A 26,075-nucleotide genomic window follows, 5' to 3' on the forward strand; every position below is an offset into this window, starting at 1 on the left:
CGCCGCCTGCCTTCTGCATTAAGAGCAGACTTAATGCTCGCGACCGACGACCTCCGCTTCTTCCTCGCCGTGGCCGAGGCGCCCTCCCTCGCCGCCGCGTCGCGGGCCCTCGACGTGTCGCCGCCCGCGGTGACGCAGCGCCTGCGCGCCCTCGAGGAGCGGCTCGGCACGCATCTCGTCGATCGCGCCGGGCGCCACCTCGCGCTCACCGACGAGGGCGAATTGCTCGCCGAGCGCGGCCGCGCCATCCTCGATGCGCTGGGCGAACTCGACGAGGCTTTGGCCGCCCGGCGCGGGCAGGTGGTGGGTCACCTGCGGGTCGTGGCGCCGCTGGGCTTCGGGCGCCGCCACGTCGCCCCGGTCGCGGCGGCGTTCCAGGCGGCGCATCCCGAGGTCGCGATCGACCTCACCCTGTCCGACCGCCTCGGCGGCGTGCCGGAGGGCACCTTCGACCTCGCGGTGCATGTCGGGGAGATCGCCGGGGCGGCCCCCGGGCTGATCGCCCGGCGGCTCGCCCCCAACGCCCGGATCGTCTGCGCGGCCCCGGCCTACCTCGCCGCCCGGGGGGAGCCGTCCGTACCCGACGACCTGCGCCGGCATGCCTGCATCGCGCTGCGCGAGAACGACGAGGACGTGACCCTGTGGCGCTTCGCCCGCGACGGCCGCGAGGCGCGGGTGCGGATCGAGCCGCGCCTCGCCAGCAACGACGGCGAGGTGGTGCGCGGCTGGGCGCTCGCCGGCAGGGGCGTCATCCTGCGCTCGGAATGGGACGTCGCCGACGACCTGCGGGCGGGCCGCCTCGTCCGGCTCCTGCCGGGATTCTCCGCGCCGGAGGCGCCCGTCGTGGCGCTTCTGGGCGCCCGCCGCCGCGCCCGCGCCGCCCGCACCCGCCGCTTCCTCGACGCGCTCGCCGCCGCCCTCGACCCGGTCCCCTGGCGCGAGCCCGCGGGATGAGCCGCAGGCTTCACGCGAACGCGATGCGGGCCGGCCTCGCCAGCGCCACGGAGTCCGGGTAACCCGGAGACCATGCCCGCCCGTCCCCTCGCCCTCCTCGCCCTTCTCGCATCCTGCCTCGTCCTCGGGCCCGCCGGGGCGCAGGCGCAGGTCACGGGGCGCTCGAAATACGCCGATCTCGTCCGGGCCGAGCTGGTGACCCAGGAGGGCGCGGTCGCCCCCGGCTCCCCCCTCACCGCCGGGGTGCGCCTCACGATGAAGCCGGGCTGGCACGTCTACTGGCGCAACCCGGGCGATTCCGGCCTGCCGCCGGAGATCGCCTGGACCCTGCCGGCGGGGTTTGCCGCCGGGGCGGTGGAATGGCCGGCGCCGGAGCGGATCCCGGTCGGCGACCTGATGAATTTCGGCTACGAGGGCGAGGTGCTGCTCACGGTGCCGCTGACGGTGCCCGAGACCCTCGGGCCGGGGCCGGTGAGCCTCAAGGCCAAGGTCTCCTACCTCGTCTGCGAGCGCGAATGCGTGCCCGGCGAGGCGAACCTGTCGCTCGGCCTGCCGGTCGCCCCCGCCGGCACCAGCCCGCGGCCCGATCCCCGCACCGCGGAGCTGTTCGCGCAGGCCCGGGAAAAGGTGCCGGTGCCGGCACCCTGGCCGGTGCGGATGAGCGAGGGCGGCGCGAACCCGGTCCTGACCCTCGACGCGCCCGGCCTCCGGGCCCGGGACGTCGCGTTCTTCCCCTATTCCGAGACCGCCCTGGAGCATGCCGCCCCGCAGGTCGCGACCAGCGACGCGGCGGGCCTGCACCTGCGGCTGCAGCGCAGCAGCCAGGCCGCCCCCGACGCCCCGGCACCCCGCGCCGACGGCGTGCTGACCCTGACCGAGGAAACCGCCTCCGGCCCGGTCCGCCGCGCCTACGCGCTCGGCGAGGCGGCGCCCGCCCCGGCTCCGGTCGCCGCCGCGCCGGCGTCCCCCATTCCGGCCGCGCCTGCGACCGGGACGGGAGAGGCCGAGGGCCTGTGGCAGGCCGCCCTCCTCGCCTTCCTGGGCGGGCTCCTCCTCAACCTGATGCCCTGCGTCTTCCCGGTCCTGTCGATCAAGGTCCTGAGCCTGGTGCGCCATTCCGGCGAGAGCCCGGGCCGGGTGCGGCTGCACGGCCTCGCCTACGCGGCGGGCGTGCTCGCCACCTTCCTGGGCCTCGCCTCGGTGCTGATCGCGCTCAGGGCCGGCGGCGCGCAGATCGGCTGGGGCTTCCAGCTGCAATCGCCCCTGGTGGTGGCCGGCCTCGCCTACGGGCTCCTCGCCATGGGGTTGAGCCTGTCGGGGGTCTGGCATCTCGGCGGCCGGGCCGCCGCCCTCGGCGACGGGCTGACCCGGCGCACGGGGCTCGAGGGCTCGTTCTTCACCGGCGTGCTGGCGACGGTGGTCGCCACGCCCTGCACCGCGCCGTTCATGGGCGCGGCGGTCGGCTACGGCCTGACGCAGGGAGCGGCCGTGGCCCTCACGGTCTTCGCGGCGCTGGGCCTCGGCCTCGCCCTGCCCTTCGCCCTGCTGGCGGCCTGGCCGGCACTCCTGCGCCGCCTGCCCCGGCCCGGCGCCTGGATGGAGACGCTCAAGGGGCTTCTAGCCTTCCCGCTCTACCTCACGGTGGCCTGGCTCGTCTGGGTGCTGAGCCAGCAGGTCGGCCCGACCGGGCTGATGGCCGGCCTCACCGGTCTCGTCCTCGTCGGGTTCGGCGCCTGGGCGATCGAGCGCGGCCGGACGGCCGAGGGGCTCGGACGGCGGGGGGCGCAGGCCGCGGTAATCGTGGCCCTCCTCGGCCTCGCCGGGCTCCTGGCCGTGCTCGATCGGGACCGCGCCGGGCCGGTGGCGGTCGCCTCCGCCGACGGGGTCGAGCCGTTCAGCCAGGCCCGGCTCGCCGGGCTGCTGGCCGAGCACCGCCCGGTCTTCGTCAACATGACGGCGGCCTGGTGCATCACCTGCCAGGTCAACGACCGCGCCACCCTGCGGGCCGACGCCGTCCAGGCGGCGTTCAAGGCTCGCGACGTGGCCCAGCTCAAGGGCGACTGGACCAACCAGAACCCGGAGATCACCCGGGTGCTCGAGGCCAACGGCCGCTCGGGCGTGCCGCTCTACCTGCTCTACGACGGGCGCGGCGGCGTCGCGGTGCTGCCGCAGATCCTCACCGAATCGATCGTCCGCGACGCGCTCGCCGCCCTCCCCGCCGCCGCCGGCCCCCGGGCCGCCTTGCGCTGACGCCCCCGGTGTCGGGCAGGCCAGCCATGCGCGAGAGCGGCTGAACCCGGGACGCCACCGTCTTTATGCTGCATCGCAGCAATGGGGACGGCGATGCAGTACACCCTCGACGATACCGCCCGCGCCGCGTCGGGCGGACGGCCCGTGGCCCTGGCGCTCCTGGCGCTGGCGGCGGCCTCGTTCGGCATCGGCACCACCGAGTTCGTCATCATGGGGCTCCTGCCCGAGATGGCGGCCGACCTCCGCGTCGACATCCCGACCGCCGGGCTGCTCGTCTCGGGCTACGCGCTCAGCGTCACTTTCGGCTCGCCGGTGGTGGCGGTGCTGCTCGGCCGCCTCGACCGGCGCCGGGCGCTCCTGGTGCTGGTCGGGCTGTTCATCCTCGGCAACGCGCTCTGCGCGCTGAGCCCCGATTACCGCCTGCTGATGCTCGCCCGCATCGTCACGGCGCTCTGCCACGGCGCCTTCTTCGGCCTCGGCTCGGTGGTGGCCGCCGATCTGGTGCCGCCGCACCGCAAGGCCAGCGCGATCGCGGTCATGTTCACCGGGCTCACCCTCGCCAACGTGCTCGGCGTGCCCTTCGGCACCGCGCTCGGCCACGCGCTCGGCTGGCGCGCGACGTTCTGGGCGGTGGTCGGCATCGGCTTCGCCGCCGCCGCGGCGCTCCTCGCCTGGCTGCCCCGGCACCTGCCGCGGGAATCCGGCAGCCTCCTGTCGGAGATGCGGGTCCTGCGCCGCCCGCAGGTGGTGCTGGCGATGCTCTTGAGCGTGCTCGCCTCCGCCAGCCTGTTCAGCGTCTTCACCTACGTGGCGCCGATGCTCGCCGCCGCCGCGGGGGCCAGCCCCTCGGCGATCACCGGCGTGCTGCTCCTGTTCGGCGTCGGGCTGACCCTCGGCAACGTCCTGGGTGGCCGCCTCGGCGACTGGCGGATGCTGCCCTCGGTGATCGGCCTCGGCCTCGCCCTCGCGGCGGTGCTGCTGGCCCTCCTGGCGATCCTGGCCCTGGTGCCGGGGAGCGCCGCCCTGGTGCCGGCCACCGCGGCGATCGGCGTCTGGGGCATCCTCGCCTTCGCGCTGGTGGCGCCGCTGCAGATGCGGGTGCTCACCACCGCCGACGGCGCCCGCAACCTCGCCTCGACGATGAACCAGGGCGCCTTCAACCTCGGCAACGCGCTCGGCGCCTGGCTCGGCGGCGTCGCCATCACGGCGGGCGTCGCCTACGCCGACCTGCCGCTGATCGGCGCGGTCCTGGCGCTCGCGGTGGCGGGCCTCGCCGTGGTGGTGCATCGGCTCGACCGGTGACGCGCGCGCGCGCCCTGCGCCGGGGCGGCCCGGGCGGGGATCGCCGCCGATCCTAAGCAGATTTCGCCGAAGTGGATGCCGGTTCGGCGCTGAAAATCGGCGACAAAACAAGAACCTAAGCGGGCGAAGCGTTGGCCTGCCCACGGTACACGACCCTGGCCGGGAACCGTGCAGCCAGGCTCCATGACCCATTGCAATGACCCATTGCAAACCAATCCCTTTTCCGGACGACTGAAGCGAAGCGGAAGGAGATCCGGAATCCAGCACGAAAAGCCGCGAAGCGTCTCATTGTCTGCGACGGTGCAACAGGGTGAGCCGCTTCGCGGCATGTCCTCTGCTGGATCCCGGATCTCCTTCCGCTGACGCTCCAGTCGTCCGGGAAAGGGGGTGGAACGCCTGCGTGGTGGCCTCCACTTTCTTCAATGTCGTGTACCGTGTGGCCTGCCAACGCAAGTCTGCTTGGGCCCGTCAGGGCACCGGCCCGACATAGACCGCCCGCGGCCGGATCAGCCCGCCGGCCCGACGCTGCTCGAGCGCCTGGGCGATCCAGCCGGCCGAGCGGCCCAGGGCGAAGACGCCGAACGCGCTCCCCCGGGGCAGGCCGAGATGCCGGCGCAGGGCGACGAGGGCGAAATCGAGGGAGGGCCGCGCCCCGGTCGACGCCTCGGCCGCCGCCACGGCGGCGCGCAGGTGGGGATCGTCGGCGAGGAGCGGCGCGAGAAGGACCGCCGCCCGCGGGTCGCCGGCCGGATAGAGCGGATGGCCGAAGCCCGGCAGGTCCCCGTGCCCGGCGATCCAGTGCCGCAGGGCGGTGCCCGGATCGGCCGGATCGAGGCCGTCCCACAGCGCCTCCACCCGGTCGGTGGCGCCGCCGTGGCGGCCGCCGCTCAGCGCCGCGAGGCCGCCGACCACCGCCGCCCGAACGCTCGCGCCCGTCGAGGCGATGCAGCGGGCGGTGAAGCCGGAGGCGTTGAGCTCGTGATCGGCACACAGCACCAGGGCCTGCCGCACGGCCTCGGCCGCGGCCGGCGCGAGGCCCCAGGCGGCAGCGCAATGCCGATGGACGGGGCGGGCGTCCGGCGCGGCCCCGGTGACGCAGGCGGCGAGGATCCGGACCAGGGCGCCGCACCCGGCGGCGAGACCGGCCGGATCCTCCTGCGCCAGGGCGGTCGGCGCGTCCGACGTCGCCGCCGCGAAGGCTTCCAGGAGATCGCCGCCCTGCGGCCTCGCCCCGGGCCCGTCCGGCCCGAAGGCCGGGCCGGGCGGCAGGTCCCACAGCCGCGCCGCCGTCTCCTCCAGGGTCGCGGTCTCCGCCAGGACCACGGCGTCCGTGCCGCGATAGAACAGCCGGCCGTCCCGGATCAGCGTCACGGCGGTCTCCAGCACCGGAAGGCCCCAGTCGAGGGCGGCCCGGGCCACGTCCCGCGGGCGCCGTCCCCGCCGGCGGGCCTCCGCGAGGCGGGCGATCGCCTCGGCGGCGTAGGCCCGCACCCGCGGGTCGTCCGTCGGATGGGCCTCGATCAGGCCGCGGCTGACATAGGCGTAGAGGGTCTGGCGGCTCACCCCGAGGCGGGCGGCCGCGTCCGCGGCGGTGAGATAGGCGGTCACGACGGCACAGGTTGATCAGAGGAATCAAGATTGACGATCTGACCTGCGCGGCGCGCTCCTGTCACCCGGATGTTCGGCGAAGGGGACGGAGCCATGACCGATGTCGCGGACACGAACGCGTCGGGGACGCCACCCTTCGACGCGCTGCTGACGGCGATCCGCCGCGCCCTCGGGGCCGGCGACGCCCCGCCGGTGGCCGTGACCGGCGCGGGCGCCCTGCCCTCGGTGTGTCCCGTCAGCGACCTCGCGGCGGCCTCGGTCGCGGCGGCGGGGCTCGCCCTGGCGGAACTGGTCGCGGCCCGCTTCGGCGAGCGACCGGCCGTCGCGGTCGATCGGCGCCTCGCCGCGCTCTGGTTCGCCCGCTCGCTCGCGCCGCAGGGCTGGGAGTTGCCGCCGGTCTGGGACGCGGTGGCCGGCGACTACCGGGCCGCCGACGGCTGGATCAGGCTCCACACCAACGCGCCGCACCACCGTGCGGCGGCCCTGTCGGTGCTGGGATCCGCCCCGGAGCGGGCGGCGGTGGCGGAGGCGGTCGCGGGATGGACGGCGGACGCCCTCGAAGCCGCCATCGTGGCGGCGGGCGGCTGCGCCGCCGCGATGCGCTCCGCCGCCGCCTGGGCCGCCCACCCGCAGGGGGCGGCGGTGGCGCGGGAGCCCCTGGTGAGCTGGGAGGACGGAGAGGCGGGGCCCGACGGCCTCCTCGCGGAGGCCCGCCCGGACCGGCCGCTCGCCGGCCTGCGGGTCCTCGACCTGACCCGCGTGCTCGCCGGCCCGGTCGCGACCCGCGTCCTCGCCGGCTACGGCGCCACGGTCCTGCGCCTCGATCCGCCGGATTGGGACGAGCCGGGTGTCCTGCCGGAGACGACGCTCGGCAAGGCCTGCGCCCGCCTCGACCTCAAGGATCCGGCCGGCCGGGCCCGGTTCGAGGCCTTGCTTTCCGGGGCCGACGTGCTGGTTCACGGCTACCGGCCGGACGCGCTGGCGCGCCTCGGGCTCGACGCGGCGGCCCGGGCCCGCCTGCGGCCGGGGTTGATCGACGTCGGCCTCGACGCCTATGGCTGGACCGGCCCGTGGCGGGAGCGGCGCGGCTTCGACAGCCTGGTGCAGATGAGCTGCGGTCTCGCCGAGGCCGGGATGCGCGGTGCCGGCGCCGACCGTCCGGTGCCGCTGCCGGTCCAGGCCCTCGACCACGCCACCGGCTACGTCATGGCCGCGGCGGTCCTGCACGGCCTCGCCCGCCGCCTCGCCACCGGCCGGGGCTGCGCGGCGCGCACCGCGCTCGCCCGGACCGCCGCCCTCCTGCTCGCCGCCCCGCCCGCTCCGCCGGAGCCCGCCCCCGCCCCTCTCGGGCCGGACGATTGCATGGACGCGCCCGAGCCGACCGCCTGGGGGCCGGCGCTGCGCCTGCGGCCGCCGCTCATCCTGGCGGGCGTGCCGATGCGCTGGGACCGGCCCGCCGGCCGCCTCGCGACGGCGGCACCGGAATGGTGAGGGCGCGGCCCCGCCCCGCGCCCACCCCGCTGCCCCTGGGTCAAGTGAATCAAATTCACCTCCGGCTGCAATTTCCGCGTTTGTCGCCGACCCTGCCGGCGGGCACTCTGCCCGCAACGAAACGAGGGAGGCACCGTCGAGGACGGAAGGCGACGCGGGGATGAGCCCCGGCGCCGACGTCGCTCCCTCGTGTGCAGCGGGCCGCAACCGGCCCGTCCTGGAGGGAGGACGACATGCTTCTGACCGACAAGGTGTGCCTGATCACCGGCGCCGCTTCGCTGCGGGGCATCGGCCGCGCCACCGCGAAGCTCTTCGCGAGCCACGGCGCCAAGGTGGTGATCCTCGATCTCGATGCCGGCCAGGCCGAGGAGGCCGCGCGCTCGCTCGGCGAGGGTCACGTCGGCCTCGCCTGCAACGTCACCGACAAGGCCGCCTGCCAGGCCGCCGCCGACGAGGTGGTGTCGCGCTTCGGCCGCATCGACGTGCTGATCAACAACGCCGGCATCACCCAGCCGCTCAAGTTCATGGACATCGAGCCCGGCAACTACGACGCGGTGCTCGACGTGAACCTGCGCGGCACGCTCTACATGAGCCAGGCGGTGGTGCCGCAGATGCGCAAGCAGCAATCCGGCTCGATCGTCTGCATGTCGTCGGTCTCGGCGCAGCGCGGCGGCGGCATCTTCGGCGGGCCCCACTACAGCGCCGCCAAGGGCGGCGTGCTGGGTCTCGGCAAGGCGATGGCCCGCGAGCTCGGTCCCGACACGGTGCGGGTCAACAGCATCACCCCCGGCCTGATCCAGACCGACATCACCGGCGGCAAGCTCACCGACGAGCTCAAGGTCGAGATCGCCAAGGGTATCCCGCTCGGCCGCCTCGGCGTCGCCGACGACGTCGCCAATGCCTGCCTGTTCCTGGCCTCCGACCTCTCCTCCTACATCACCGGCGCCGTCATCGACGTGAACGGCGGCATGCTGATCCACTGAGGACGACCATCATGCCTGCCACAGAACCCGGGCAGAACAGCCCGTCGCTGGCCGAGCGCGCCTACCGCATCCGCCGCAACGCCCTGCTGATGGGCGAGGTCCAGGGCCAGGGCTACATCGCCCAGGCGCTCGGCATCGCCGACGTGCTGGCGGTGTCGTATTTCCACGCCATGCGCTACCGGCCGGACGATCCGGAATGGGAGGGGCGCGACCGCTTCCTGCTCTCGATCGGCCATTACGCCATCGCGCTCTACGCCGCGCTCCTCGAGGCCGGGATCCTGCCCGAGGACGAGCTGACGAGCTACGGCGCCGACGACAGCCGCCTGCCGATGTCCGGCATGGCCGCCTACACCCCCGGCATGGAGATCACCGGCGGCTCCCTCGGCCAGGGCCTCGCGCTCGCGGTCGGCTTCTGCCTGGGGCTCAAGCGCAAGAAGTCGGATTCGTTCGTCTATTGCCTGATCTCCGACGGCGAGCTCGGCGAGGGCTCGATCTGGGAGGGCGCCTGGTCGGCGAGCCACTGGAAGCTCGACAACCTGATCGCCATCGTCGACGTCAACAACCAGCAGGCCGACGGCCCGGCCTCGCAGGTCACCGGCTTCGAGCCGGCGGCGTCGCGCTTCGAAGCCTTCGGCTGGCACGTCCAGCGGGTCGACGGCAACGACATCGACGCCCTGGTCCAGGCCTTCGACGCGGCGCGTGCCTGCGCCGAACAGAAGCCCCGCATCATCATCTGCGACACCAAGATGGCGAAGGGCATCCCGTTCCTGGAGGCGCGCGAGCGCAACCACTTCCTGCGGGTGGAGCCGCAGGAATGGCAGGACGCGATCAAGATCCTGGATGCCGGGAGGCCCGCATGAAACGCTCGAAGTACACGCGCCCGGCCTGGCTCTCCGAGGCCAATACGGGTGAGCGCCTGACCACCTCGGCGATGATCGCCTCGCTGGCCGGTCCCGACCAGCGCACCGCGCCGGCTCCGTTCGGCCACGCGCTGGCCAAGCTCGCCGAGGAGCGGCCGGAGATCGTCGGGCTCACCGCCGATCTCGGCAAGTACACCGACCTGCACATCTTCGCCCAGAAGCACCCCGAGCGCTTCTACCAGATGGGCATGGCCGAGCAGCTCCTGATCAGCGCCGCCGCCGGCATGGCGCGCGAGGGCTTCCAGCCCTTCGCCACCACCTACGCGGTGTTCGCGGCGCGCCGCGCCTACGACTTCATCTGCATGGCGATCGCGGAGGAGAATCTCGACGTCAAGATCGTCTGCGCCCTGCCGGGCCTGACCACCGGCTACGGCCCGAGCCACCAGGCGACGGAAGACATCGCGATCTTCCGCGGCCTGCCCAACATGACGATCCTCGACCCCTGCGACGCGCACGAGATCGCGCAGGCCGTGCCGGCCATCGCCGATCACAAGGGGCCGGTCTACATGCGGCTCCTGCGGGGCAACGTGCCCCTGGTGCTCGACGAGTACGGCTACACATTCGAGCTCGGCAAGGCCAAGACCATCCGGGACGGCAACGACGTCCTGATCATCTCGACCGGCCTGATGACCATGCGGGCCCTCGAAGCAGCCGACGCCCTGAAGGCCGACAAGATCGACGTCTCGGTGCTGCACGTGCCGACGATCAAGCCGCTCGACACGCAGACCATCCTGCGCGAGGCCGGCAAGGGCGGGCGCCTGGTGGTGGTGGCCGAGAACCACACGGTCGTCGGCGGCCTCGGTGAGGCGGTGGCGGGGCTCTTGATGCGCACCGGCACGGTGCCGAAGGCCTTCCGCCAGGTCGGCCTGCCGGACGAGTTCCTGGATGCCGGCGCCCTGCCGACCCTCCACGACCGCTACGGCATCTCGACCGGCGCCATGGTGCGGAGCATCCGCGAATGGCTGTGAGCGCCGAGCGCCCCGTCGCTTTCGTCGGCCTCGGCTCGATGGGCCTGCCGATGGCCCGCAACCTCGTGCGCCACGGCTTTCCCGTGCGCGGCTTCGATGTGCGGGCCGAGGGGCGGAGCGCCTTCGCGCAATCCGGCGGGACACCCGCCGCGACGATCGCCGAGATGGCCGACGGCGCCGGGATGCTGGTGCTGATGGTGGTCAATGCCGACCAGGCCGAGGCGGTGCTGTTCGGCGAGGGCGCCCTGGAGCGTCTCTCCGCCGACGCTGCCGTGGTGCTGATGGCGACCTGCCCGCCGGCCTCCGTGGCGGCTCTCGCCAAGCGCGTGACCGCGACCGGCCGGGCCTTCGTCGACGCTCCCGTCTCCGGCGGGGTCGTCGGCGCCGAGGCCGGGACGCTGACGATCATGGCGGCGGCCCCGGACGCCGTGATCGCGCAGGCGAGGCCGCTCCTGGAAGCGATGGGCGACAAGGTGTTCCATGTCGGGCCCGAGCCCGGCCAGGGCGCCACCATGAAGGCGGTCAACCAGCTCCTCTGCGGGGTCAACCTCGCGGCGGCGGCGGAGGCCCTGTCGCTGGCGGCCAAGGTCGGGATCGACGGCGCGACGGCGCTGGAGATCGTCTCGGGCTCGTCCGCGTCGAGCTGGATGCTGCGCGACCGCGGGCCCCGGATGCTGGAGGAGGCCCCCCGCGTCACCAGCGCGGTCGACATCTTCGTCAAGGATCTCGGCATCGTGCTGGAGGCCGGGCGCAGCGAGAAGGCGGCCCTGCCGCTGGCGGCCCTGGCGCATCAGCTCTTCCTCGCGGCATCGGGCCGTGGGGCGGGCGCCGAGGACGATAGCCAGGTAATCGGGTCGTACCGGGCGCTCAACGGCAAGTAATTCGCCAAATCTCCCCTCCCCACAACTCGCAGCGATACCGGGTAAGCCCGGGATCGCCTGGGGAGGGGAAGGTATCTCACATCCAGAGGCCGGCCCAACCGGCCCAGTTCCCCCCTTTCCTCGAGGAAACCCCCATGAGCCACACCGTCTCCCGTCGTACGCTGCTTGCCGGTGCCGCCGCCTTCCCCCTGGCCACGGTCTTCACCCGGCCGGTTCGCGCCGCCGAGTTCGAGTACAAGCTCGCCACCGGCCAGGACCCGACCCACCCGGTCAATATCCGCGCGCAGGAAGCGCTGAACCGCATCCGCGAGGCCTCGAACGGCCGGCTCGACATCAAGCTGTTCCCGGCCAACCAGCTCGGCTCCGACACCGACCTGCTGTCGCAGGTGCGCAACGGCAGCGTCGAGTTCTTCAACCTCTCGACCTCGATCCTCTCCACCTTCGTGCCCGCCGCGGCTCTGCCGAATACCGGCTTCGCGTTCAAGGATTACAACGACGTCTGGAAGGCGATGGATGGGGGGCTGGGCACCTATATCCGCGAGCAGATCGCCAAGACCCCGATCCAGACCGTGTCCAAGGTGTGGGACAACGGCTTCCGCCAGATCACCTCCTCGACCCGCGAGATCAAGGCGCCGGAGGACCTGAAGGGCTTCAAGATCCGCGTGCCCCCGTCGCCGATGCTGACCTCGCTGTTCAAGGCGTTCGATGCCGGCGCCGCGCCGCTCAACTTCAACGAGCTGTACTCGGCGCTGCAGACCAAGATCTTCGAGGGCCAGGAGAACCCGCTGGCGATCATCGCCACGACCCGGCTCTACGAGGTGCAGAAGACCTGCAGCCTCACCGGCCACGTCTGGGACGGCTACTGGATCCTCGGCAACAAGAAGGCGGTCCAGCGCCTGCCCGAGGACCTGCGCGCCCTCGTAACCCGCGAGCTCGACCGCTCGGGCGACGACGAGCGCGCCGACATCGTCAAGCTCAACGACTCCCTGGTGAAGGAGCTGGGATCCAAGGGAATCACCTTCATCGACGTCGACCGCCAGAAATTTCGCGATGCGCTCGGCCGCACGACCTTCTACAAGGACTGGAAGAGCAAGTACGGCGACGCGGCCTGGGAGCACCTCGAGGCCGTCTCCGGCAAACTGGCCTGAGGGAGGCCTGAGAGATGCATGTCGATATCGCGACGGAGACGCCGGCATTGCCGGCGGCCTCCGCCAAGCGTGCCTGGGCGCGCACGCTCGACAAAGCCCTCGGCCCGCTGATCGAGATCCCGGCCGCCCTCCTGGTGGTGGCCGAGGTGGTGGTGCTGCTCGCCGGCGTCGTCAGCCGCTACGTCTTCCACTCGCCGATCGTGTGGTCGGACGAGCTGGCCTCGATCCTCTTTCTCTGGCTGGCGATGCTCGGGTCGGTGGTGGCCTACCGCCGCGCCGAGCACATGCGGATGACCGCGATCGTCAGCATGACCTCGGTGAAGACCCAGGCCTTCCTGGAGGCGGTGGCTCTCGCCGCCGGCCTCGCCTTCGTGGTGATGCTGCTGCATCCGGCCTACGAGTTCGCGGCCGAGGAGATCTTCGTCCAGACGCCGGCACTCGAGATCACCAATGCCTGGCGGGCCGCGGCCCTGCCGGTCGGCTTCGGCCTGATGCTGGTCGTCGCGGTACTTCGCCTGATCGAGTGCGCCGATTGGCGCCACGCGGTCGGGGCGGTCGCCGTCACCGCCCTCGTCATCGTGGCGCTGATGCTGGCCGAGCCGCTGCTTCGCACCCTCGGCAACTGGAACCTGCTGATCTTCTTCGTGCTGGGCGTCGGTGCGCTCGTCTTCACCGGCGTGCCGATCGCCTTCGCGTTCGGGCTCGCCACCTTCGGCTACCTGATGCTGACGACGCGGGCCCCCGCCATGGTGGTGGTCGGGCGCATGGACGAGGGGATGAGCCACCTCATCCTGCTCGCCGTGCCGCTCTTCGTGTTCCTCGGCCTGCTGATCGAGATGACCGGCATGGCCAAGGCCATGGTGGGCTTCCTGGCGAGCATGCTCGGCCACGTCCGCGGCGGCCTGCACTACGTGCTGGTCGGCGCGATGTACCTCGTCTCGGGCATCTCCGGCTCCAAGGCCGCCGACATGGCGGCGGTGGCGCCCGTCCTGTTTCCCGAGATGAAGAAGCGCGGCGCCAAGGAGGGCGACCTCGTCGCGCTGCTCGCCGCCACCGGCGCCCAGACCGAGACCATCCCGCCGAGCCTCGTGCTCATCACCATCGGGTCGGTGACCGGCGTGTCGATCACCGCGCTCTTCACCGGCGGCCTGCTGCCCGGCGTCGTGCTCGGCATCACGCTGTGCATGCTGGTCTGGTGGCGCTACCGCGGCGAGGACCTGAGCCACGTCCGGCGCGCCACCAAGGGCGAGATCCTGAAGTCGCTCGTCATCGCCTTCCCGGCCATCGCGCTCCCCTTCGTCATCCGCGCCGCGGTGGTGGAAGGTGTCGCGACCGCGACGGAAGTCTCGACCATCGGCATCGTCTACGCGATCCTCGCCGGCCTCCTGATCTACCGCCAGTTCGACTGGCGCCGGGTCTATCCGATGCTGGTCTCGACCGCCTCCCTGTCGGGGGCGATCCTGCTGATCATCGGGGCGGCCACCGGCATGGCCTGGGCGCTGACGCAGTCGGGCTTCTCGCAGAGCCTCGCCGTGATGATGAAGAGCCTGCCCGGCGGTGCGCTCGGCTTCCTGGTCGTGTCGGCGGTGGCCTTCGTGATCCTCGGCTCGGTGCTGGAGGGCATCCCGGCGATCGTGCTGTTCGGCCCGCTGCTGTTCCCGATCGCCCGCCAGGTCGGCGTGCACGAGGTGCATTACGCGATGGTGGTGATCCTGGCGATGGGCGTCGGCCTGTTCGCCCCGCCCTTCGGGGTCGGGTACTACGCCGCCTGCGCGATCAGCCGGATCCATCCGGATGCCGGCATCCGGCCGATCATCGGCTACATGACGGCGCTGCTGGTCGGCCTCGTGGTGGTGATCCTGGTGCCCTGGATCTCGATCGGGTTCCTGCACTGAGGCAGGTTCTTGCACTGAGTGATGCCGGGACCCGAAGACGGTCCCGGCATTCTGCTGGTCATCCCGGGGCCGCGAAGCGCAGCCCGGGATTCATCGACGCCGACGATGCGGGACGGGGCGGAACGATCCCCGCTCCTCTCCCATGCCGTCCGTGATCAGGCATCCCGGTTCTCGTCTTCGACGAGCTCCGGGATGACGTCGTGAATCGGAAATGGGGACGCAGAGACGTCGCGCGCAGCCGATCCGATCGGAGCCGGATCCTACTCCGCCGCCTTCGCCAGCGCCTTCTGGTAGGCGCCGCTCTTCAGGGTCTTGCCCAGCCACGCGTCGACCGCCGCCTTCAGCGCCGGATCGCGGGTCATCCAGTAGGCCTTGTCGGCCTTGTCGAAGGTGTCGGGCACGGCGGCCGGGCAGAGCACGCCGGCATGCAGGCGCGATTGATAGTCGACCTCGGCGCCGTCGGTGACCATCAGGTCGGCGCGGCCCTCGGCCACTTCCTTGAAGATGGCGCGGTTGTCGGGAAACACCCGCACCGAGGCGTGCGGAAAGTTGGCATCGGCGAAGCGCTGGTTGGTGCCGCCGGGATTGACCACGACGCGGACCTCCGGCTTGTCGATGTCCTTGATCGTGACGAAGCGGCCCTTGTCGCCGCAGCGCACGATCGGGCGCTTGCCGTCGGTCAGCACCGGCACCGAGAAATCGGCCACCGAGGCCCGGTCGGGCGTGACGCTGACCCCCCCCATCGCGACGTCGTAGCGGTCGGCCAGGAGGTCGTCCTTCAGGGTCTTCCAGGTCGTCGGCACGATCTCGACCTTGACGCCGAGCGCACGGGCGAGCTCGTCCGCCATGGTCACGTCGGCGCCCTTGATGCTGCCGTCGGGCAGGCGAAGCGAATAGGGCGCGTAGTCGCCGGTCAATCCGACCCGCAGCGTGCCGTCCTGCTTGATCGCCGCCAGCGGCCGCGCCTGCACCGGGACCGCCGCCAGCGCCGCCAGAACACCCACAACACCCACGAACTTGCGCATCGTCACCGCCCTGACCTTCGCGTCGTCGTCAATTGTTCTGTCGTACGGACATCGCATGGGTCCGGTAAAGCCCGGATGACGGCGCGATCCCGTCGCGGGCGGTCGGCGAGTGGTTGACTTGTGGAGCCCACACCGGCTCTGACCCTGCCATGGCTTCTTCTCCGGACGGCCCGGGATCCCTCGCCCGCTTCCTCACCCGCCAGCGCCCGCGCCTGACCCAGAGCCTGCGGATGACCGCGGCGAGCCTGGCGACCTTCCTGCTCGCCGAATCCCTCGGGCTGCCCCAGGCCTACTGGGCGGTGATCACGGCGTTGATCGTCACGCAGAGCAGCGTCGGCGGCTCGCTCAAGGCCGCCCTCGACCGGTTCCTCGGCTCGGTGCTCGGCGCCTGCTACGGCGGCGCCGTCGCCTTCGCGCTGCCGCATCACGGCGGCGCCTCGACGGTGATCGCCCTCGTCGTCGCGGTGGCGCCGCTCACCGTCGCGGCCGCGGTCTCGGCGGGGTTCCGCATCGCGCCGATCACCGCGATCATCGTGCTCCTCTCCACCACCGGCTCGACGCTCGGTCCCCTCGCCTTCGCCCTCGACCGGATCCTGGAGATCGGGCTCGGCTGCGTCATCGGGCTGGCGGTCTCGCTCCTCGTCGCCCCGGCCCGCGCCGCCCGGGCGGTGACCGGCCAGGCGGCGAGCCTCGCCCGGCTGCTCGCGGACCAGCTCGCGGCGCTGGCCCGCCTCGACGCGGAGGAGACGCCCGACGTGAAGGCCCTGCCGCCGGCCGTGCGCCGCAGCCTGGCGCGGCTGGAAACCCTGGCCGGCGAGGCGGCCCGCGAGCGCCGCAGCCGGCTCTCCGCCGCCCCCGATCCGGATCCGCTGCTGCGCACCCTGACGCGCCTGCGCCACGACCTCGTGCTGCTGCGCCGCGCCATCGCCGAATCCGACGAGGACGTTCTGCGGGTCCATCTCGCGCAGGCCTGGGGACAGGCGGCGAACGCCGCCGCTTCCCGCCTGCAAAACGTCGCCGACGCGCTGGCCGCGGGACATCGGCCGACCGGTGACGGCGCCGATCTGGCGGCGGCGGTCGCCGGCTACCGCGACGCCATCGACGGGATGCGCCGGCGCCAGGTGACCCGGACGCTCTCCACCGACGGCGTCGGCCGCATCTTCTGGCTCGCCTTCACGCTGGAGCAATTGCGCCGCAACCTCGACGACCTCGCCGAGCGGGCGGCGGATTTCGCCGGGCCGGCGGGAGGCGTCGAGACATGACGGCGTGGCGCGTCGCCATCGACACCTCGATGGTGAAGCGTCCGGCGCATCGGCATCGACGCGCATCTCGGACAAGCCCCGCATCGTCGAACGAGTTTGTTCGCAGGTGCTGCGGCTTAGAGGCTATCCCGGTAGGGATTGCTGGGGGTGGCATTGCAGGTCGAGTTTCCCACCTTGTGAGGATGCTGACGCTCAAGAGCCAAGCTGGTCAGCGTCCTGCGGTCGCGGACGACGGCTGGCGCATCCCCGATGATCTGTGGCGGCGGATGGAGCCGCTGTTGCCGCCCCGGCCGCGCCATCCGCTCGGCTGCCACAACCCGCGGGTGCCCGATCGGGCGGCGATGGACGCGATCTTCTTCGTGCTGCGCACCGGCTGCCAGTGGAACGCGCTCAACGCCACAGGGATCTGCAGTTCGTCCTCGGCTCACCGCCGCTTCCAGGAGTGGACGGCAGCCAGCGTGTTCGCGGCGTTCTGGCGCGAGGGGCTTCTGGCCTACGACGCGTTGGTGGGGATCGACTGGACGTGGTTGTCTCTCGACGGGGCGCAGGGCAAGGCGCCGCTGGGTGGGGGGAAAAACCGGTCCCAACCCGACCGACCGGGGCAAGCGCGGCACCAAGCGCTCGGTGCTCACCGACGGGCGCGGGGTGCCGGTGGGGCTGGTGATCGCCGGCGCCAACGTCAACGATCACCTGCTGCTGCGCGAGACGCTGGAGGCGATCCCGGTCTCCCGGCCTGATCCGGGTGCGTGGGATCCCCAGCACCTGTGCCTGGACAAGGGCTACGACTATGCCGGTCCGCGTGAGACAGCCGACGAGTACGGCTTCGAACTGCATCTGCGACGGCGTGGAGAAGAGATCGTCGAGAAGCGCGAATGCGGCACGCGGGCGAGGCGCTGGGTGGTCGAGCGCTGCCACTCCTGGTTCAACCGCTTCCGCGCCCTCCTGATCCGATGGGCCAAAAAACCCGAGAACGCCCTCGCCGTCCTCCACTTCGCAGCAGCCATCATCGCATGGCGACACGTCCTACCGGGATAGCCTCTTAGAAGCCGCACAAGGAAGCGGCGGCAGGGTCGCCCCTGCCGCCGCGTTCTTCAACCAGTGACCGATAATCGATATCAGCGCCGCTCGGTGCCGATCGGCTGACGGGCCGGGGGCAGCTCGTCCTCGATGCCGATGTTCCGCTCGCGGGTGGTGCCGGGCAGGCCGGCATCGACCCGCTGGGTGGTCGGCGAAGCGCCGGCCGCGAACGGCATGCCGCCGGTGTTGAGCCCCGTGGTGGTGCTGCCGGCGGCACCGACCGCCGACGAGCCGCCCGCCACCGCGGCCGGGTTGGTCATCGAAGGGGCGGTCTCGTCGTGGCGGCCGGTCCAGCCGTCCTGGCGCCAGGTCTTGGCGCGGTCGTCCATGTCGACCGAGCCGTGCTCCTTGAGGATCGAATAGACCCGGTCGGCATGGACGTCGTCGGCCCGCACGGTCACCAGCGTGCCGCCGCGGCGTACGCCCTCGGCGTAGCTGTGGGCGTGCTCCTCGCTGAGGCCGGCGCCGGTCAGGGAGCCGATCAGGCCGCCCGCGGCCGCGCCGACGCCGGCGCCGGTCACGGTCGCGACGAGCCAGCCCGCGGCCACCACCGGGCCGACGCCCGGGATGGCGAGGAGGCCGAGGCCGGTGAGAAGGCCGGCGCCGCCGCCGAGCACGGTGCCAAGCGAGGCGCCCGCCCCGGCGCCGTTCGAGGCGTCGTGCGCGGTCTCGCCGGTCGTCGTCGTGCCGGCCACGGTCGCGTCACGCTGGCCGATATGGCCGGAATAGCGGTCGCCCTGGTTGTTGGCCACGATGCTGATGTCGGCGTGCGGCACGCCCGCCGCCTCCACCTTGCGCACCGCCGCGGAGGCGTCGTCGTAGCTGTCGAACAGGGCCGTGATGGTACGGGTCGCCATGGGCGTCGTCCTTGTGTTCGGGGAGAGGAAGGGGTCGGCGGGGCGGTCTTAGCGGGCGGTCGAGACGTTGCCCTTGAAGTCGAGGCCGACCATCACGGTGTTGCCGGACTGCATGGCCTGGCCGCGCCAGATGCCCTGATCGTCCTTCTTGAGTTCCTTCACGTCCTTGAAGCCGGCCTGCTCCATGCGGCTGCGGGCCTGGGCCTCGGTGAAGCTGTTGGCGCCGGGCTCGAGCTTGGCGTTGGTGGCGACGGTGCCGGTGGTGCCCGGGTTGGTCTTGTCCATCATGTCGGTGTTGGGCCGGGTCACCGCCTCCTGGCCCTGCGACTGGGTGCTCGGCTTGGCGTCGCGGGCCGGGTCGCCGGTCACGGTGGTCTGGGCCTGCGCCGCGCCGGCTCCGAGCATGCCGAGGGCCGCGAGGGTGATGAGGGTCTTGCGCATGGTCTCCTCGAACCTTGTCTGAGCGATCGATGCCATCTCAATCATCGCCGAGCGTCTTGGTTCCGCAGGAGGATGGTCGTGACCGAAGCCTGTTGCGAACAATATAGCTCGAATGGCCGAGCTTGATCGTCGCGGTGCGAAATTGCATTGTGCATTATGGTGCGCCGCACAAAGTTAGAACATGAAAATCGTTCCATCATCGGATGGATTATTATGCGGCGTCCCATCCGTACGGCGCGCCGGACGGCCCGATCCGGCGGCGGTGTCCGGCCTCGTTAACCATTCCCTAACCACGCACCCGGCAGGAATTGCCGGGTGGTGGCGGAGTGCGGACCGAGATGAGCGATACGGAGGCCCTCGGCGCAGGCCGCATCTTCGCGCTGCCGTCGCGGGCGGATCTGGTCGCGCTCACGCGCCGCAGCGACCTGGTGCTGGCGGTCTCGGTGCTCGCCATCCTGGTGGTGCTGATCTTTCCGCTGCCGGCCCTGCTGCTCGATCTCCTGCTGGCGGTCTCGATCATCCTGTCGGTCCTGATCCTGATGACCGGCCTGTTCATCGAGAACCCGCTCGAGTTCACGGTCTTCCCGACGGTGCTGCTCATCACCACGATGCTGCGGCTGGCGCTCAACCTCGCCTCGACGCGGCTGATCCTCGGCCACGGCCACGAGGGCACGGCGGCGGCCGGCCACGTCATCGAGGCCTTCGGCCATTTCGTGATGGGCGGCAACTTCCTGATCGGGATCATCGTCTTCGCGATCCTGATCATCGTGAACTTCGTCGTCATCACGAAGGGCTCGGGGCGCATCGCCGAGGTCGCGGCCCGGTTCTCCCTCGACGCGATGCCCGGCAAGCAGATGGCGATCGACGCCGACCTCTCGGCCGGCCTCATCGACGAGAAGACCGCAAGGTCGCGCCGCCAGTCGCTCGAGGACGAATCCTCGTTCTTCGGCGCCATGGACGGCGCCTCGAAATTCGTGCGCGGCGACGCGATCGCCGCGCTCCTCATCACGGTCATCAACGTGGTGGGGGGCATCATCATCGGCGTCGCCCAGCAGGGCCTGACCTTCGCGGAGGCCGGCAAGACCTACACGCTGCTCACCGTCGGCGACGGTCTGGTGAGCCAGGTCCCGGCCCTCGTGGTCTCGACCGCCGCCGGCCTCCTCGTCTCCAAGGCCGGCGTGCGCGGGCCGGCGAGCCGGGCGCTGGGGCGCCAGATCGCCAACTACCCCAAGGCGCTCGGCATGTCGGCCGCGGTGATGATCCTGATCGGGCTCCTGCCCGGCATCCCGATGCTGCCCTTCCTCGCGCTCGGGTTCGGCGCCGCCTACCTCGCCCGGCGCATCGCCCTCCTGCCGACCCCCGCGCAGGCCGATGCCGCGGCCGACAAGGCCGCCGAGGCCACCGCCGCGGAAGCCAAGGAGGAGACGGCGGCCGACCTCCTGAAGCTCGACGACCTGAAGCTCGAGATGGGCTACGCGCTCCTGCCCCTCGTCAACGGGCCGGCGGCCCAGGACCGCCTCACCGACCAGATCCGCGCCCTGCGCCGGCAGCTCGCCGCGGAGCTCGGCTTCGTGATGCCCTCGGTGCGCATCCTCGACAACGTCCAGCTCGAGGCCCACACCTACGTGGTCCGGGTCAAGGAGATCGAGGCCGGGACCGGCCAGATCTTCCCGGGCCAGTTCATGGCGATGGACCCGATGGGCGGCCAGGTGCAGCTGCCCGGCCAGCACCTCCTGGAACCGACCTTCGGCCTGCCGGCGACCTGGGTCGACGCGGCGTTGCGCGACGAGGCCCAGCTCAAGGGCTACACCGTGGTCGATGCCGCCACCGTGGTCTCGACCCATCTCACCGAGGTGATCAAGGCCCACGTCTCGGATCTCCTCAACCACGTCGAGGTGCAGAAGCTCCTCAAGGAGCTGCCCAAGGAGCACGGCGAGCTGCTCAAGGAGGTGGTGCCGAGCCAGATCGCCACCACGGGCATCCAGCGGGTGCTGCAATACCTGCTCTCCGAGCGGGTTTCGATCCGCGACCTCGGCACCATCGTGGAGGGCATCGCGGAGGTGGCCGGCCACATCAAGAACCCGCGCGACATCGTCGAGCACGTGCGCGCCCGCCTCGGCCGCCAGATCTGCGCCCAGTACCAGGGGCCGGGCGGCGTCCTGCCGATCATCACCCTGTCGCCGGCCTGGGAGAGCGCCTTCATGGAGGCGATCGTCGGCCATGGCGACGAGCGCCACCTGGCGATGCAGCCCTCGAAGCTCTCGGACTTCGTCACCACCGTGCGCGACCGATTCGAGGAGGCGGCGCGGATCGGCGAGATGCCGGTCCTCGTCACCTCGGTCCAGGCCCGGCCCTTCGTGCGCTCGATCATCGAGCGCTTCCGCCGCGAGACGCCGGTGATGAGCCAGGCCGAGATCCACCCGCGGGCGCGGCTCAAGACCGTCGGCTCGGTGTGAGCCGCCCCGCTCCGGGCTGACGCCGCCCTCTCGCCATGCGAAAGGGAGGGCAAACCACCCGGAGGATCCGATGCCGCTCTACGCCCTCGACACCGTCAGCCCGGTCGTGCCGGAGGACGGCAGCGCCTGGATCGCCCCGGATGCCCACGTGATCGGGCGGGTGCGGCTCGGCCGCGAGGTCGGGGTGTGGTTCGGTGCGGTGATCCGCGGCGACAACGAGCCGATCACGGTCGGCGACCGCACCAACGTCCAGGAGGGTGCGGTGCTCCACACCGATGCGGGCTTCCCCCTCACCCTGGGCGAGGGCATCACGGTCGGGCACGGGGCCATCGTGCATGGCTGCACGGTCGGCGACAATTCGCTGATCGGGATGGGGGCGACGATCCTCAACGGCGCGAAGATCGGCCGCAACTGCCTCGTCGGCGCCAACGCCCTCGTCACCGAGGGCAAGGAATTTCCCGACAACAGCCTGATCGTCGGCGCGCCCGCCAAGGCCGTGCGGGTCCTCGACGAGGCGGCGGTCGCGGGGTTGCGCGCCTCGGCCGACCGCTACGTCGCCAACGCCAAGCGGTTCGCGCAAGGCTTGCGGCGGATCGACTGAGCCTCACGTCGTCGCCCGCGATGTGTTGGCCGCCCGCGACTTGGGCCGCCCGCGATCTCGGCCGGCCGATCAGGCCGGCTCGGCGCCCGGGACCCGACCGGGAGCGTCGAGACGCAGCCGCGTGATCGCGCAGCCGCGCCGGACGATGTCGTCCGGGCCGAGATCGGGAAACAGCTCGGCGTAGCGGCGCACCAGGGCCGCCGCCAGGGCGCTCGCGTCGCGGATCGTCGGCAGCGAGATCGCGAACAGGTCCGGCGTCACCGCCGCCACCGGCACGCCCTGGCGCACCGCGACGCACAGGCCGGTGCGAAACCGGGTCGGGTCGAGGATCGGCAGCTCCTCCGGCCCGCCGGGCCGGCGCCGCCCGGGCCGGACGATCGGCAGGAGGGCGTAGCGCGTGCCGGTGCGGTTGATCGTCCGCTCCAGGTTGAAGTGGACGAGATCGCGCTCCACGGCCTCGAGGGCGGCGAAATCCGCCTCGTGCAGGCGGATCAGCGCCTCGGCCCCGAGGGAGGCGGCGAGGTCGGCCACCGCGACGACGCGGGTGGCGCCGCCCTCCGCGATCGCGACGTGGCGGCTGTTCGAGATCGGCAGGGACGCCACGCGCCAAGTCTCCGTTGAAAAGCCTCCGTCATCGGGCCTCTGTTACCGGAACGGCGGCTCGTCGAAGCTGCGCAGCTTGCGCGAGTGCAGGCCGTGCCGGTTGCGCCGCAGGGCGTCCAGGGTGGCGAGCCCGATCAGCAGGTGCTCGCCCACCGCCCGTTCGTAGAAGGCGTTGGCGGCGCCCGGCAGCTTGATCTCGCCGTGAAGCGGCTTGTCGGAGACGCAGAGCAGCGTGCCGTAGGGCACCCGCAGGCGGTAGCCCTGCGCCGCGATGGTGCCGCTCTCCATGTCGACGCCGATCGCCCGCGACAGGTTGATCCGCCGCCGCTCCTGCGACCAGCGCAGCTCCCAGTTGCGGTCGTCGTAGGTGACGACGGTGCCGGTGCGCAGACGCTGCTTCAGCGCTTCCGCCCGCTCGCCGGTGACGCTGGCGGCAGCCTCCTGGAGCGCGACCTGGACCTCGGCAAGCGCCGGGATCGGCACGTCGGGCGGCACCAACTCGTCGAGGATCCGGTCGCGGCGCAGGTAGCCGTGGGCCAGCACGTAGTCGCCGATGGTCTGCGACTGGCGCAGGCCCCCGCAATGGCCGACCATCAGCCAGCAATGCGGCCGCAGCACCGCCAGGTGGTCGGTGATGGTTTTGGCGTTCGACGGCCCGACGCCGATATTGACGAGGCTGGTCCCCTGCCCCGGCTGCCCTTGGCCGTCCCGGGCGACGAGGTGGTAGGCCGGCATCTGGAACCGGTGCCAGGGCGAGGCGGCGATGAGCGCCTCGGCCTGGGCGCCCGCCGCCTCCCCGGCCTCGACCGAGACGCCGCCGGGCAGGACCAGGCGGGCGTAGCGCTCCGGCTCGGCGACCAGCGCCTTGAGGCCGACGCGCACGAACTGGTCGACGTAGCGGTGGTAGTTGGTGAGCAGGATCCAGGGCTGGATCTGGCGCCAGTCGGCCCCGGTATAGTGCACAAGGCGGCGCAGCGAGTAATCGACCCGCGGCCCGTCGAACAGGGCGAGCGGGCGCACCTCGTCGTCGGTGTCGAGCCACAGCCCGTCGGCGATCTCGTCGCCGACGCTCGACAGCATCGGGGTCGGGAAGTGGCGCGCGAGGTCGCTCGACGTCACGCCCCGGGCGAGCTCCGCCCCCGGCTCGACGACGTAGGGGTACGGGATCTCCTGGGCGCTCAGGCCCACCTCGATCGTGGCGCCGTAATCCTGCACCAGCGGGCGCAGCTGCTCGAGCAGGTAGGGGCGGAAATGGCCCGGCTGGGTCAGGGTGGTGGAAAAGACGCCCGGGCCCTGGAACTTCGCGGTGGCGCGGGAGATCCGCGGCATCGGTCCGGTCGGCCGGTAGGTCAGGCGCAGCTCGGGATAGCGGAAGGTCAGCCGCTCGGCGGAATCGGGCGGCACGCCCTCGGCGAGGAAGCGGTTCAGCGCGTCCCGCAGGCTCCCGGTGGCGGCGGTGTGCAGGCTCGCCAGGCGATCGACCGCCGTCTCGGGGTCGGCCACCGTCTCCATCGGTCTCAGCTCGTCGGCGAACACGCGGTCGGTCTCCCTGATGTCCTGCGCGCCAGCCTATACCGGGTGCCGCTCCGGGGCGACCCGGCTCCTGCGTGTTTCGGGGAAGCGAGGTGACGCGATGAACGGTGCGGAGACGGAATTCGGGCCGCGGCCGGGGGAGGAGACGGTCGCGCTGCCCGCGGCGTTCGATGCCGGGCTCTACTTCGTCGGACGGGTGCGCACGCCCTGGACCGAGCGCGCGGCCTGCCCGCGCAATTCGGGCCAGTCGGACGCGGTCTGCACCCTGGAGGTCGATCCGCGTTTCGCCCCCGCCCTGCGGGAGCTGTCCGGCACCACCCACCTGATCGTGCTCTACTGGATGGACCGGGCGCCCCGGAACCTCGTGGCGCAGCAGCCCCGCCACGCGCCGGCGCCCCGCGGCACCTTCGCGCTGCGCTCGCCGGCCCGGCCGAACCCGATCGCCGTCTCGGTGGTGGAGCTTCTCGGCATCGAGGGCGCCTGCTTGCGGGTGCGCGGCCTCGACTGCCTCGACGGCACGCCGCTCCTCGACATCAAGCCCTACTTCGCCTCCACCGATGCCAAGCCGCAGGCCCGGGTCGGCTGGCGCGAGGCCGACTCGGCCCGCGAGCCGGACATCAGCGCCGACGCAGACGGGCGAGCCGCGCTTTGAGCCAAGCCTTAAGCCAAGCCTTGGCGGCCTGCTGCCGTCTCGCCCGGTCGGCGAGCCGCGACGGCGCCGGGCCGCCCGGAGGCGAGAGCATCGTCTCGGCGATGCGCGTCCGCTCCGGGTAGAGATCGTCCAGCACCGCGCTCGCCAGGGTGGCGGAATCGAGCCGGTCGGCGAAGCGGGTCTCGTGCAGGGCCTGGACGATCTCGGCCTCCAGCACCACGCCGGGGGCGAGCTGGCGCAGGTCTTCGTCGTAGGCGGTCTTGAGCAGCATCGCGGTGCCGCCGCAGACGAGAGCGAGGCTCGCCGCGACCACCCGCCCGTCGAGGCGCAGGAGGTCGGCGCGCGTCGTCACCGGCCCGTCGCCGGCGCGAAAGACGTCGCGGGCAAAGCCCGCGGTGCCCGGCCGGCAGGCGAGCGCGGTGCCCGCCCGTCCTTTCCAGCCGCGCCGTTCGAGCGCCAGGAACTCCGCCACCGCGCCCGCGAGGTCGCCGTCCGGCCCGACCGCCTCGACCGAGAGGAGACCGGCCTCCTCCAGGCGGCGCCGGCGCCGGCGCAGGTCCTTGAGCCGGCCCTTGTGCGGATGGCCCTTCAGGAAGGCGTCGTGGCTGGCGCGCCGGTCGAGGACGGGGCGCTGGAACGCCGAGACCTCCGCCCGGCCCCAGCCGTCGCGGGCGAGCGCCGCGAGGAAGGCCGGTCCCACGCCGTCCTCAGTGGGCAGGAGCGGCCACCACCACGGGCAGCCGAGGCCGCGCATCCCCGCCGCCAGCGCCGCGAGAGCGGGCGGGCCGTCGGGGCCGGCGACCACCAGCGGCGCCGTCACCGTGAGGTACGGGGATGTGAAGGGCCGGGCGACCCGGCCCCATCCGAGGGGGCCGCGCCCGATCCGGTAGGGCAGCAAGGCCACGAGATCGGGCCCGCGCCGCACCGCGAGGCAGGGCAGGTCCGCGGGCGCCAGGCCGTTGTCGCGATGCGCCTCCAGCACCCGCCGGGAATAGTCCGGCGTCGGCCGGTCCGCGCCGGCCACCAGGGCGTCCCAGGCGGCGGGCTCGCGGGAGAGGGCCGCGAGCGTCGTGACCGTACAGGTCATGGCCTCGCAAGTCATGGCCTCGCAGGTCATGGCCTCGCCGGTCATCGCAGCGAGGGCGGGCGTCGGCAGGGGGATCACGGG

22 protein-coding genes are annotated in these 26,075 nt (G+C 72.3%); 15 read left to right on the forward strand and 7 right to left on the reverse strand.

What is annotated here, in order from left to right; translation table 11 throughout:
• The first annotated feature begins 33 nt into the window (after nucleotides 1-33).
• The 3 genes from miv_RS24430 (at nucleotide 34) to miv_RS24440 (ending at nucleotide 4,506) form a co-directional block, all read left to right on the forward strand.
• Complete coding sequence (locus miv_RS24430; RefSeq protein WP_207179401.1) at nucleotides 34-954, forward strand: LysR family transcriptional regulator; 921 nt, start codon at nucleotides 34-36, stop codon at nucleotides 952-954.
• Between the two features lie 72 nt (nucleotides 955-1,026).
• Nucleotides 1,027-3,204, forward strand: coding sequence for a protein-disulfide reductase DsbD family protein (locus miv_RS24435; RefSeq protein WP_207179402.1), 2,178 nt, complete (start codon nucleotides 1,027-1,029; stop codon nucleotides 3,202-3,204).
• 144 nt (nucleotides 3,205-3,348) lie between these two features.
• Nucleotides 3,349-4,506 (forward strand): MFS transporter, encoded by a 1,158-nt coding sequence (locus miv_RS24440; protein ID WP_207183620.1) that lies wholly within the window; start codon nucleotides 3,349-3,351, stop codon nucleotides 4,504-4,506.
• 468 nt (nucleotides 4,507-4,974) lie between these two features.
• Here miv_RS24440 and miv_RS24445 read toward each other — a convergent pair whose 3' ends face one another.
• On the reverse strand, nucleotides 4,975-6,114 hold the full coding sequence (locus miv_RS24445) for a citrate synthase (protein ID WP_207179403.1): 1,140 nt from the start codon (nucleotides 6,112-6,114) through the stop codon (nucleotides 4,975-4,977).
• A 93-nt stretch (nucleotides 6,115-6,207) separates the two neighbouring features.
• Between miv_RS24445 and miv_RS24450 the strand changes: the two genes are divergently transcribed.
• The 7 genes from miv_RS24450 to miv_RS24480 all read left to right on the forward strand — a co-directional run bounded on the left by miv_RS24450 (nucleotide 6,208) and on the right by miv_RS24480 (nucleotide 14,400).
• Entirely contained in the window at nucleotides 6,208-7,605 is a 1,398-nt protein-coding gene (locus miv_RS24450; protein ID WP_207179404.1) for a CoA transferase, read from the forward strand.
• Between the two features lie 233 nt (nucleotides 7,606-7,838).
• A complete protein-coding gene (locus miv_RS24455; RefSeq protein ID WP_207179406.1) occupies nucleotides 7,839-8,588 on the forward strand; it encodes an SDR family NAD(P)-dependent oxidoreductase in 750 nt (249 codons plus the stop codon).
• Between the two features lie 11 nt (nucleotides 8,589-8,599).
• A complete protein-coding gene (locus miv_RS24460) occupies nucleotides 8,600-9,448 on the forward strand; it encodes a transketolase (protein WP_207179407.1) in 849 nt (282 codons plus the stop codon).
• Entirely contained in the window at nucleotides 9,445-10,476 is a 1,032-nt protein-coding gene (locus miv_RS24465) for a transketolase family protein (protein WP_207179409.1), read from the forward strand. Before miv_RS24460 ends, miv_RS24465 begins: the two co-directional genes overlap by 4 nt.
• Nucleotides 10,473-11,357 carry an NAD(P)-dependent oxidoreductase gene (locus tag miv_RS24470; RefSeq protein WP_207183621.1) on the forward strand — a complete coding sequence of 295 codons (885 nt, stop codon included), beginning with the start codon at nucleotides 10,473-10,475 and terminating at the stop codon, nucleotides 11,355-11,357. The genes miv_RS24465 and miv_RS24470 overlap by 4 nt, the downstream gene beginning before the upstream one ends.
• Nucleotides 11,358-11,491: 134 nt before the next feature.
• Nucleotides 11,492-12,505 (forward strand): TRAP transporter substrate-binding protein, encoded by a 1,014-nt coding sequence (locus miv_RS24475; RefSeq protein WP_058618456.1) that lies wholly within the window; start codon nucleotides 11,492-11,494, stop codon nucleotides 12,503-12,505.
• 14 nt (nucleotides 12,506-12,519) lie between these two features.
• Nucleotides 12,520-14,400: a TRAP transporter large permease gene (locus miv_RS24480; RefSeq protein ID WP_048427968.1), complete on the forward strand. Its 1,881-nt coding sequence runs from the start codon at nucleotides 12,520-12,522 to the stop codon at nucleotides 14,398-14,400.
• 260 nt (nucleotides 14,401-14,660) lie between these two features.
• Here miv_RS24480 and miv_RS24485 read toward each other — a convergent pair whose 3' ends face one another.
• Nucleotides 14,661-15,425 carry a transporter substrate-binding domain-containing protein gene (locus miv_RS24485; RefSeq protein ID WP_058618476.1) on the reverse strand — a complete coding sequence of 255 codons (765 nt, stop codon included), beginning with the start codon at nucleotides 15,423-15,425 and terminating at the stop codon, nucleotides 14,661-14,663.
• 149 nt (nucleotides 15,426-15,574) lie between these two features.
• Between miv_RS24485 and miv_RS24490 the strand changes: the two genes are divergently transcribed.
• Both miv_RS24490 and miv_RS24495 read left to right on the forward strand, forming a co-directional pair.
• The gene (locus tag miv_RS24490; protein ID WP_207179412.1) at nucleotides 15,575-16,687 is read left to right on the forward strand and encodes an FUSC family protein; all 1,113 of its coding nucleotides are present in this window, start codon (nucleotides 15,575-15,577) and stop codon (nucleotides 16,685-16,687) included.
• 266 nt (nucleotides 16,688-16,953) lie between these two features.
• Nucleotides 16,954-17,722 (forward strand): IS5 family transposase gene (locus miv_RS24495; RefSeq protein WP_425312976.1). Its coding sequence is split into 2 segments (ribosomal slippage): nucleotides 16,954-17,250 and nucleotides 17,252-17,722, totalling 768 coding nucleotides; the frame shifts between segments, so codons are not numbered across the junction.
• Nucleotides 17,723-17,802: 80 nt separating this feature from the next.
• Here miv_RS24495 and miv_RS24500 read toward each other — a convergent pair.
• Both miv_RS24500 and miv_RS24505 read right to left on the reverse strand, forming a co-directional pair.
• A complete protein-coding gene (locus tag miv_RS24500; protein ID WP_048427970.1) occupies nucleotides 17,803-18,621 on the reverse strand; it encodes a hypothetical protein in 819 nt (272 codons plus the stop codon).
• Between the two features lie 48 nt (nucleotides 18,622-18,669).
• Entirely contained in the window at nucleotides 18,670-19,062 is a 393-nt protein-coding gene (locus miv_RS24505; protein ID WP_048427971.1) for a PepSY domain-containing protein, read from the reverse strand.
• 338 nt (nucleotides 19,063-19,400) lie between these two features.
• Here miv_RS24505 and flhA point away from each other — a divergent pair, with 338 nt between their 5' ends.
• Both flhA and miv_RS24515 read left to right on the forward strand, forming a co-directional pair.
• Nucleotides 19,401-21,518, forward strand: coding sequence for a flagellar biosynthesis protein FlhA (flhA, locus tag miv_RS24510; RefSeq protein ID WP_207179414.1), 2,118 nt, complete (start codon nucleotides 19,401-19,403; stop codon nucleotides 21,516-21,518).
• A gap of 70 nt (nucleotides 21,519-21,588) precedes the next feature.
• Nucleotides 21,589-22,119, forward strand: coding sequence for a gamma carbonic anhydrase family protein (locus tag miv_RS24515; protein WP_048427972.1), 531 nt, complete (start codon nucleotides 21,589-21,591; stop codon nucleotides 22,117-22,119).
• A 69-nt stretch (nucleotides 22,120-22,188) separates the two neighbouring features.
• On the opposite strand, the gene miv_RS24520 is transcribed toward miv_RS24515, so the two are convergent.
• Both miv_RS24520 and miv_RS24525 read right to left on the reverse strand, forming a co-directional pair.
• Nucleotides 22,189-22,722 carry a hypothetical protein gene (locus tag miv_RS24520; protein ID WP_058618460.1) on the reverse strand — a complete coding sequence of 178 codons (534 nt, stop codon included), beginning with the start codon at nucleotides 22,720-22,722 and terminating at the stop codon, nucleotides 22,189-22,191.
• 42 nt (nucleotides 22,723-22,764) lie between these two features.
• The gene (locus miv_RS24525; RefSeq protein ID WP_082711228.1) at nucleotides 22,765-24,258 is read right to left on the reverse strand and encodes an AMP nucleosidase; all 1,494 of its coding nucleotides are present in this window, start codon (nucleotides 24,256-24,258) and stop codon (nucleotides 22,765-22,767) included.
• 97 nt (nucleotides 24,259-24,355) lie between these two features.
• Here miv_RS24525 and tsaA point away from each other — a divergent pair, with 97 nt between their 5' ends.
• Nucleotides 24,356-24,907, forward strand: coding sequence for a tRNA (N6-threonylcarbamoyladenosine(37)-N6)-methyltransferase TrmO (gene tsaA / locus miv_RS24530; RefSeq protein ID WP_207179416.1), 552 nt, complete (start codon nucleotides 24,356-24,358; stop codon nucleotides 24,905-24,907).
• Here tsaA and miv_RS24535 read toward each other — a convergent pair.
• Nucleotides 24,873-26,072, reverse strand: a complete 1,200-nt coding sequence (locus tag miv_RS24535; protein ID WP_244748690.1) for a GNAT family N-acetyltransferase — start codon at nucleotides 26,070-26,072, stop codon at nucleotides 24,873-24,875. The genes tsaA and miv_RS24535 overlap by 35 nt on opposite strands.
• Nucleotides 26,073-26,075: the final 3 nt, after the last annotated feature.

Origin of the sequence: Methylobacterium indicum (genome assembly GCF_017347565.1) — a bacterium.
In the GTDB taxonomy this organism is placed as follows: domain Bacteria; phylum Pseudomonadota; class Alphaproteobacteria; order Rhizobiales; family Beijerinckiaceae; genus Methylobacterium; species Methylobacterium indicum.

Excerpts from the sequence above, each read along its gene's own strand:
- miv_RS24430 (WP_207179401.1), top strand. The coding sequence starts at position 34 with ATGCTCGCGACCGACGACCTCCGCTTCTTCCTCGCCGTGGCCGAGGCG.
- miv_RS24435 (WP_207179402.1), top strand. The coding sequence starts at position 1,027 with ATGCCCGCCCGTCCCCTCGCCCTCCTCGCCCTTCTCGCATCCTGCCTC.
- miv_RS24450 (WP_207179404.1), top strand. The coding sequence starts at position 6,208 with ATGACCGATGTCGCGGACACGAACGCGTCGGGGACGCCACCCTTCGAC.
- miv_RS24455 (WP_207179406.1), top strand. The coding sequence starts at position 7,839 with ATGCTTCTGACCGACAAGGTGTGCCTGATCACCGGCGCCGCTTCGCTG.
- miv_RS24460 (WP_207179407.1), top strand. The coding sequence starts at position 8,600 with ATGCCTGCCACAGAACCCGGGCAGAACAGCCCGTCGCTGGCCGAGCGC.
- miv_RS24465 (WP_207179409.1), top strand. The coding sequence starts at position 9,445 with ATGAAACGCTCGAAGTACACGCGCCCGGCCTGGCTCTCCGAGGCCAAT.
- miv_RS24475 (WP_058618456.1), top strand. The coding sequence starts at position 11,492 with ATGAGCCACACCGTCTCCCGTCGTACGCTGCTTGCCGGTGCCGCCGCC.
- miv_RS24480 (WP_048427968.1), top strand. The coding sequence starts at position 12,520 with ATGCATGTCGATATCGCGACGGAGACGCCGGCATTGCCGGCGGCCTCC.
- miv_RS24485 (WP_058618476.1), bottom strand. The coding sequence starts at position 15,425 with ATGCGCAAGTTCGTGGGTGTTGTGGGTGTTCTGGCGGCGCTGGCGGCG.
- miv_RS24490 (WP_207179412.1), top strand. The coding sequence starts at position 15,575 with ATGGCTTCTTCTCCGGACGGCCCGGGATCCCTCGCCCGCTTCCTCACC.
- miv_RS24500 (WP_048427970.1), bottom strand. The coding sequence starts at position 18,621 with ATGGCGACCCGTACCATCACGGCCCTGTTCGACAGCTACGACGACGCC.
- miv_RS24505 (WP_048427971.1), bottom strand. The coding sequence starts at position 19,062 with ATGCGCAAGACCCTCATCACCCTCGCGGCCCTCGGCATGCTCGGAGCC.
- flhA (WP_207179414.1), top strand. The coding sequence starts at position 19,401 with ATGAGCGATACGGAGGCCCTCGGCGCAGGCCGCATCTTCGCGCTGCCG.
- miv_RS24515 (WP_048427972.1), top strand. The coding sequence starts at position 21,589 with ATGCCGCTCTACGCCCTCGACACCGTCAGCCCGGTCGTGCCGGAGGAC.
- tsaA (WP_207179416.1), top strand. The coding sequence starts at position 24,356 with ATGAACGGTGCGGAGACGGAATTCGGGCCGCGGCCGGGGGAGGAGACG.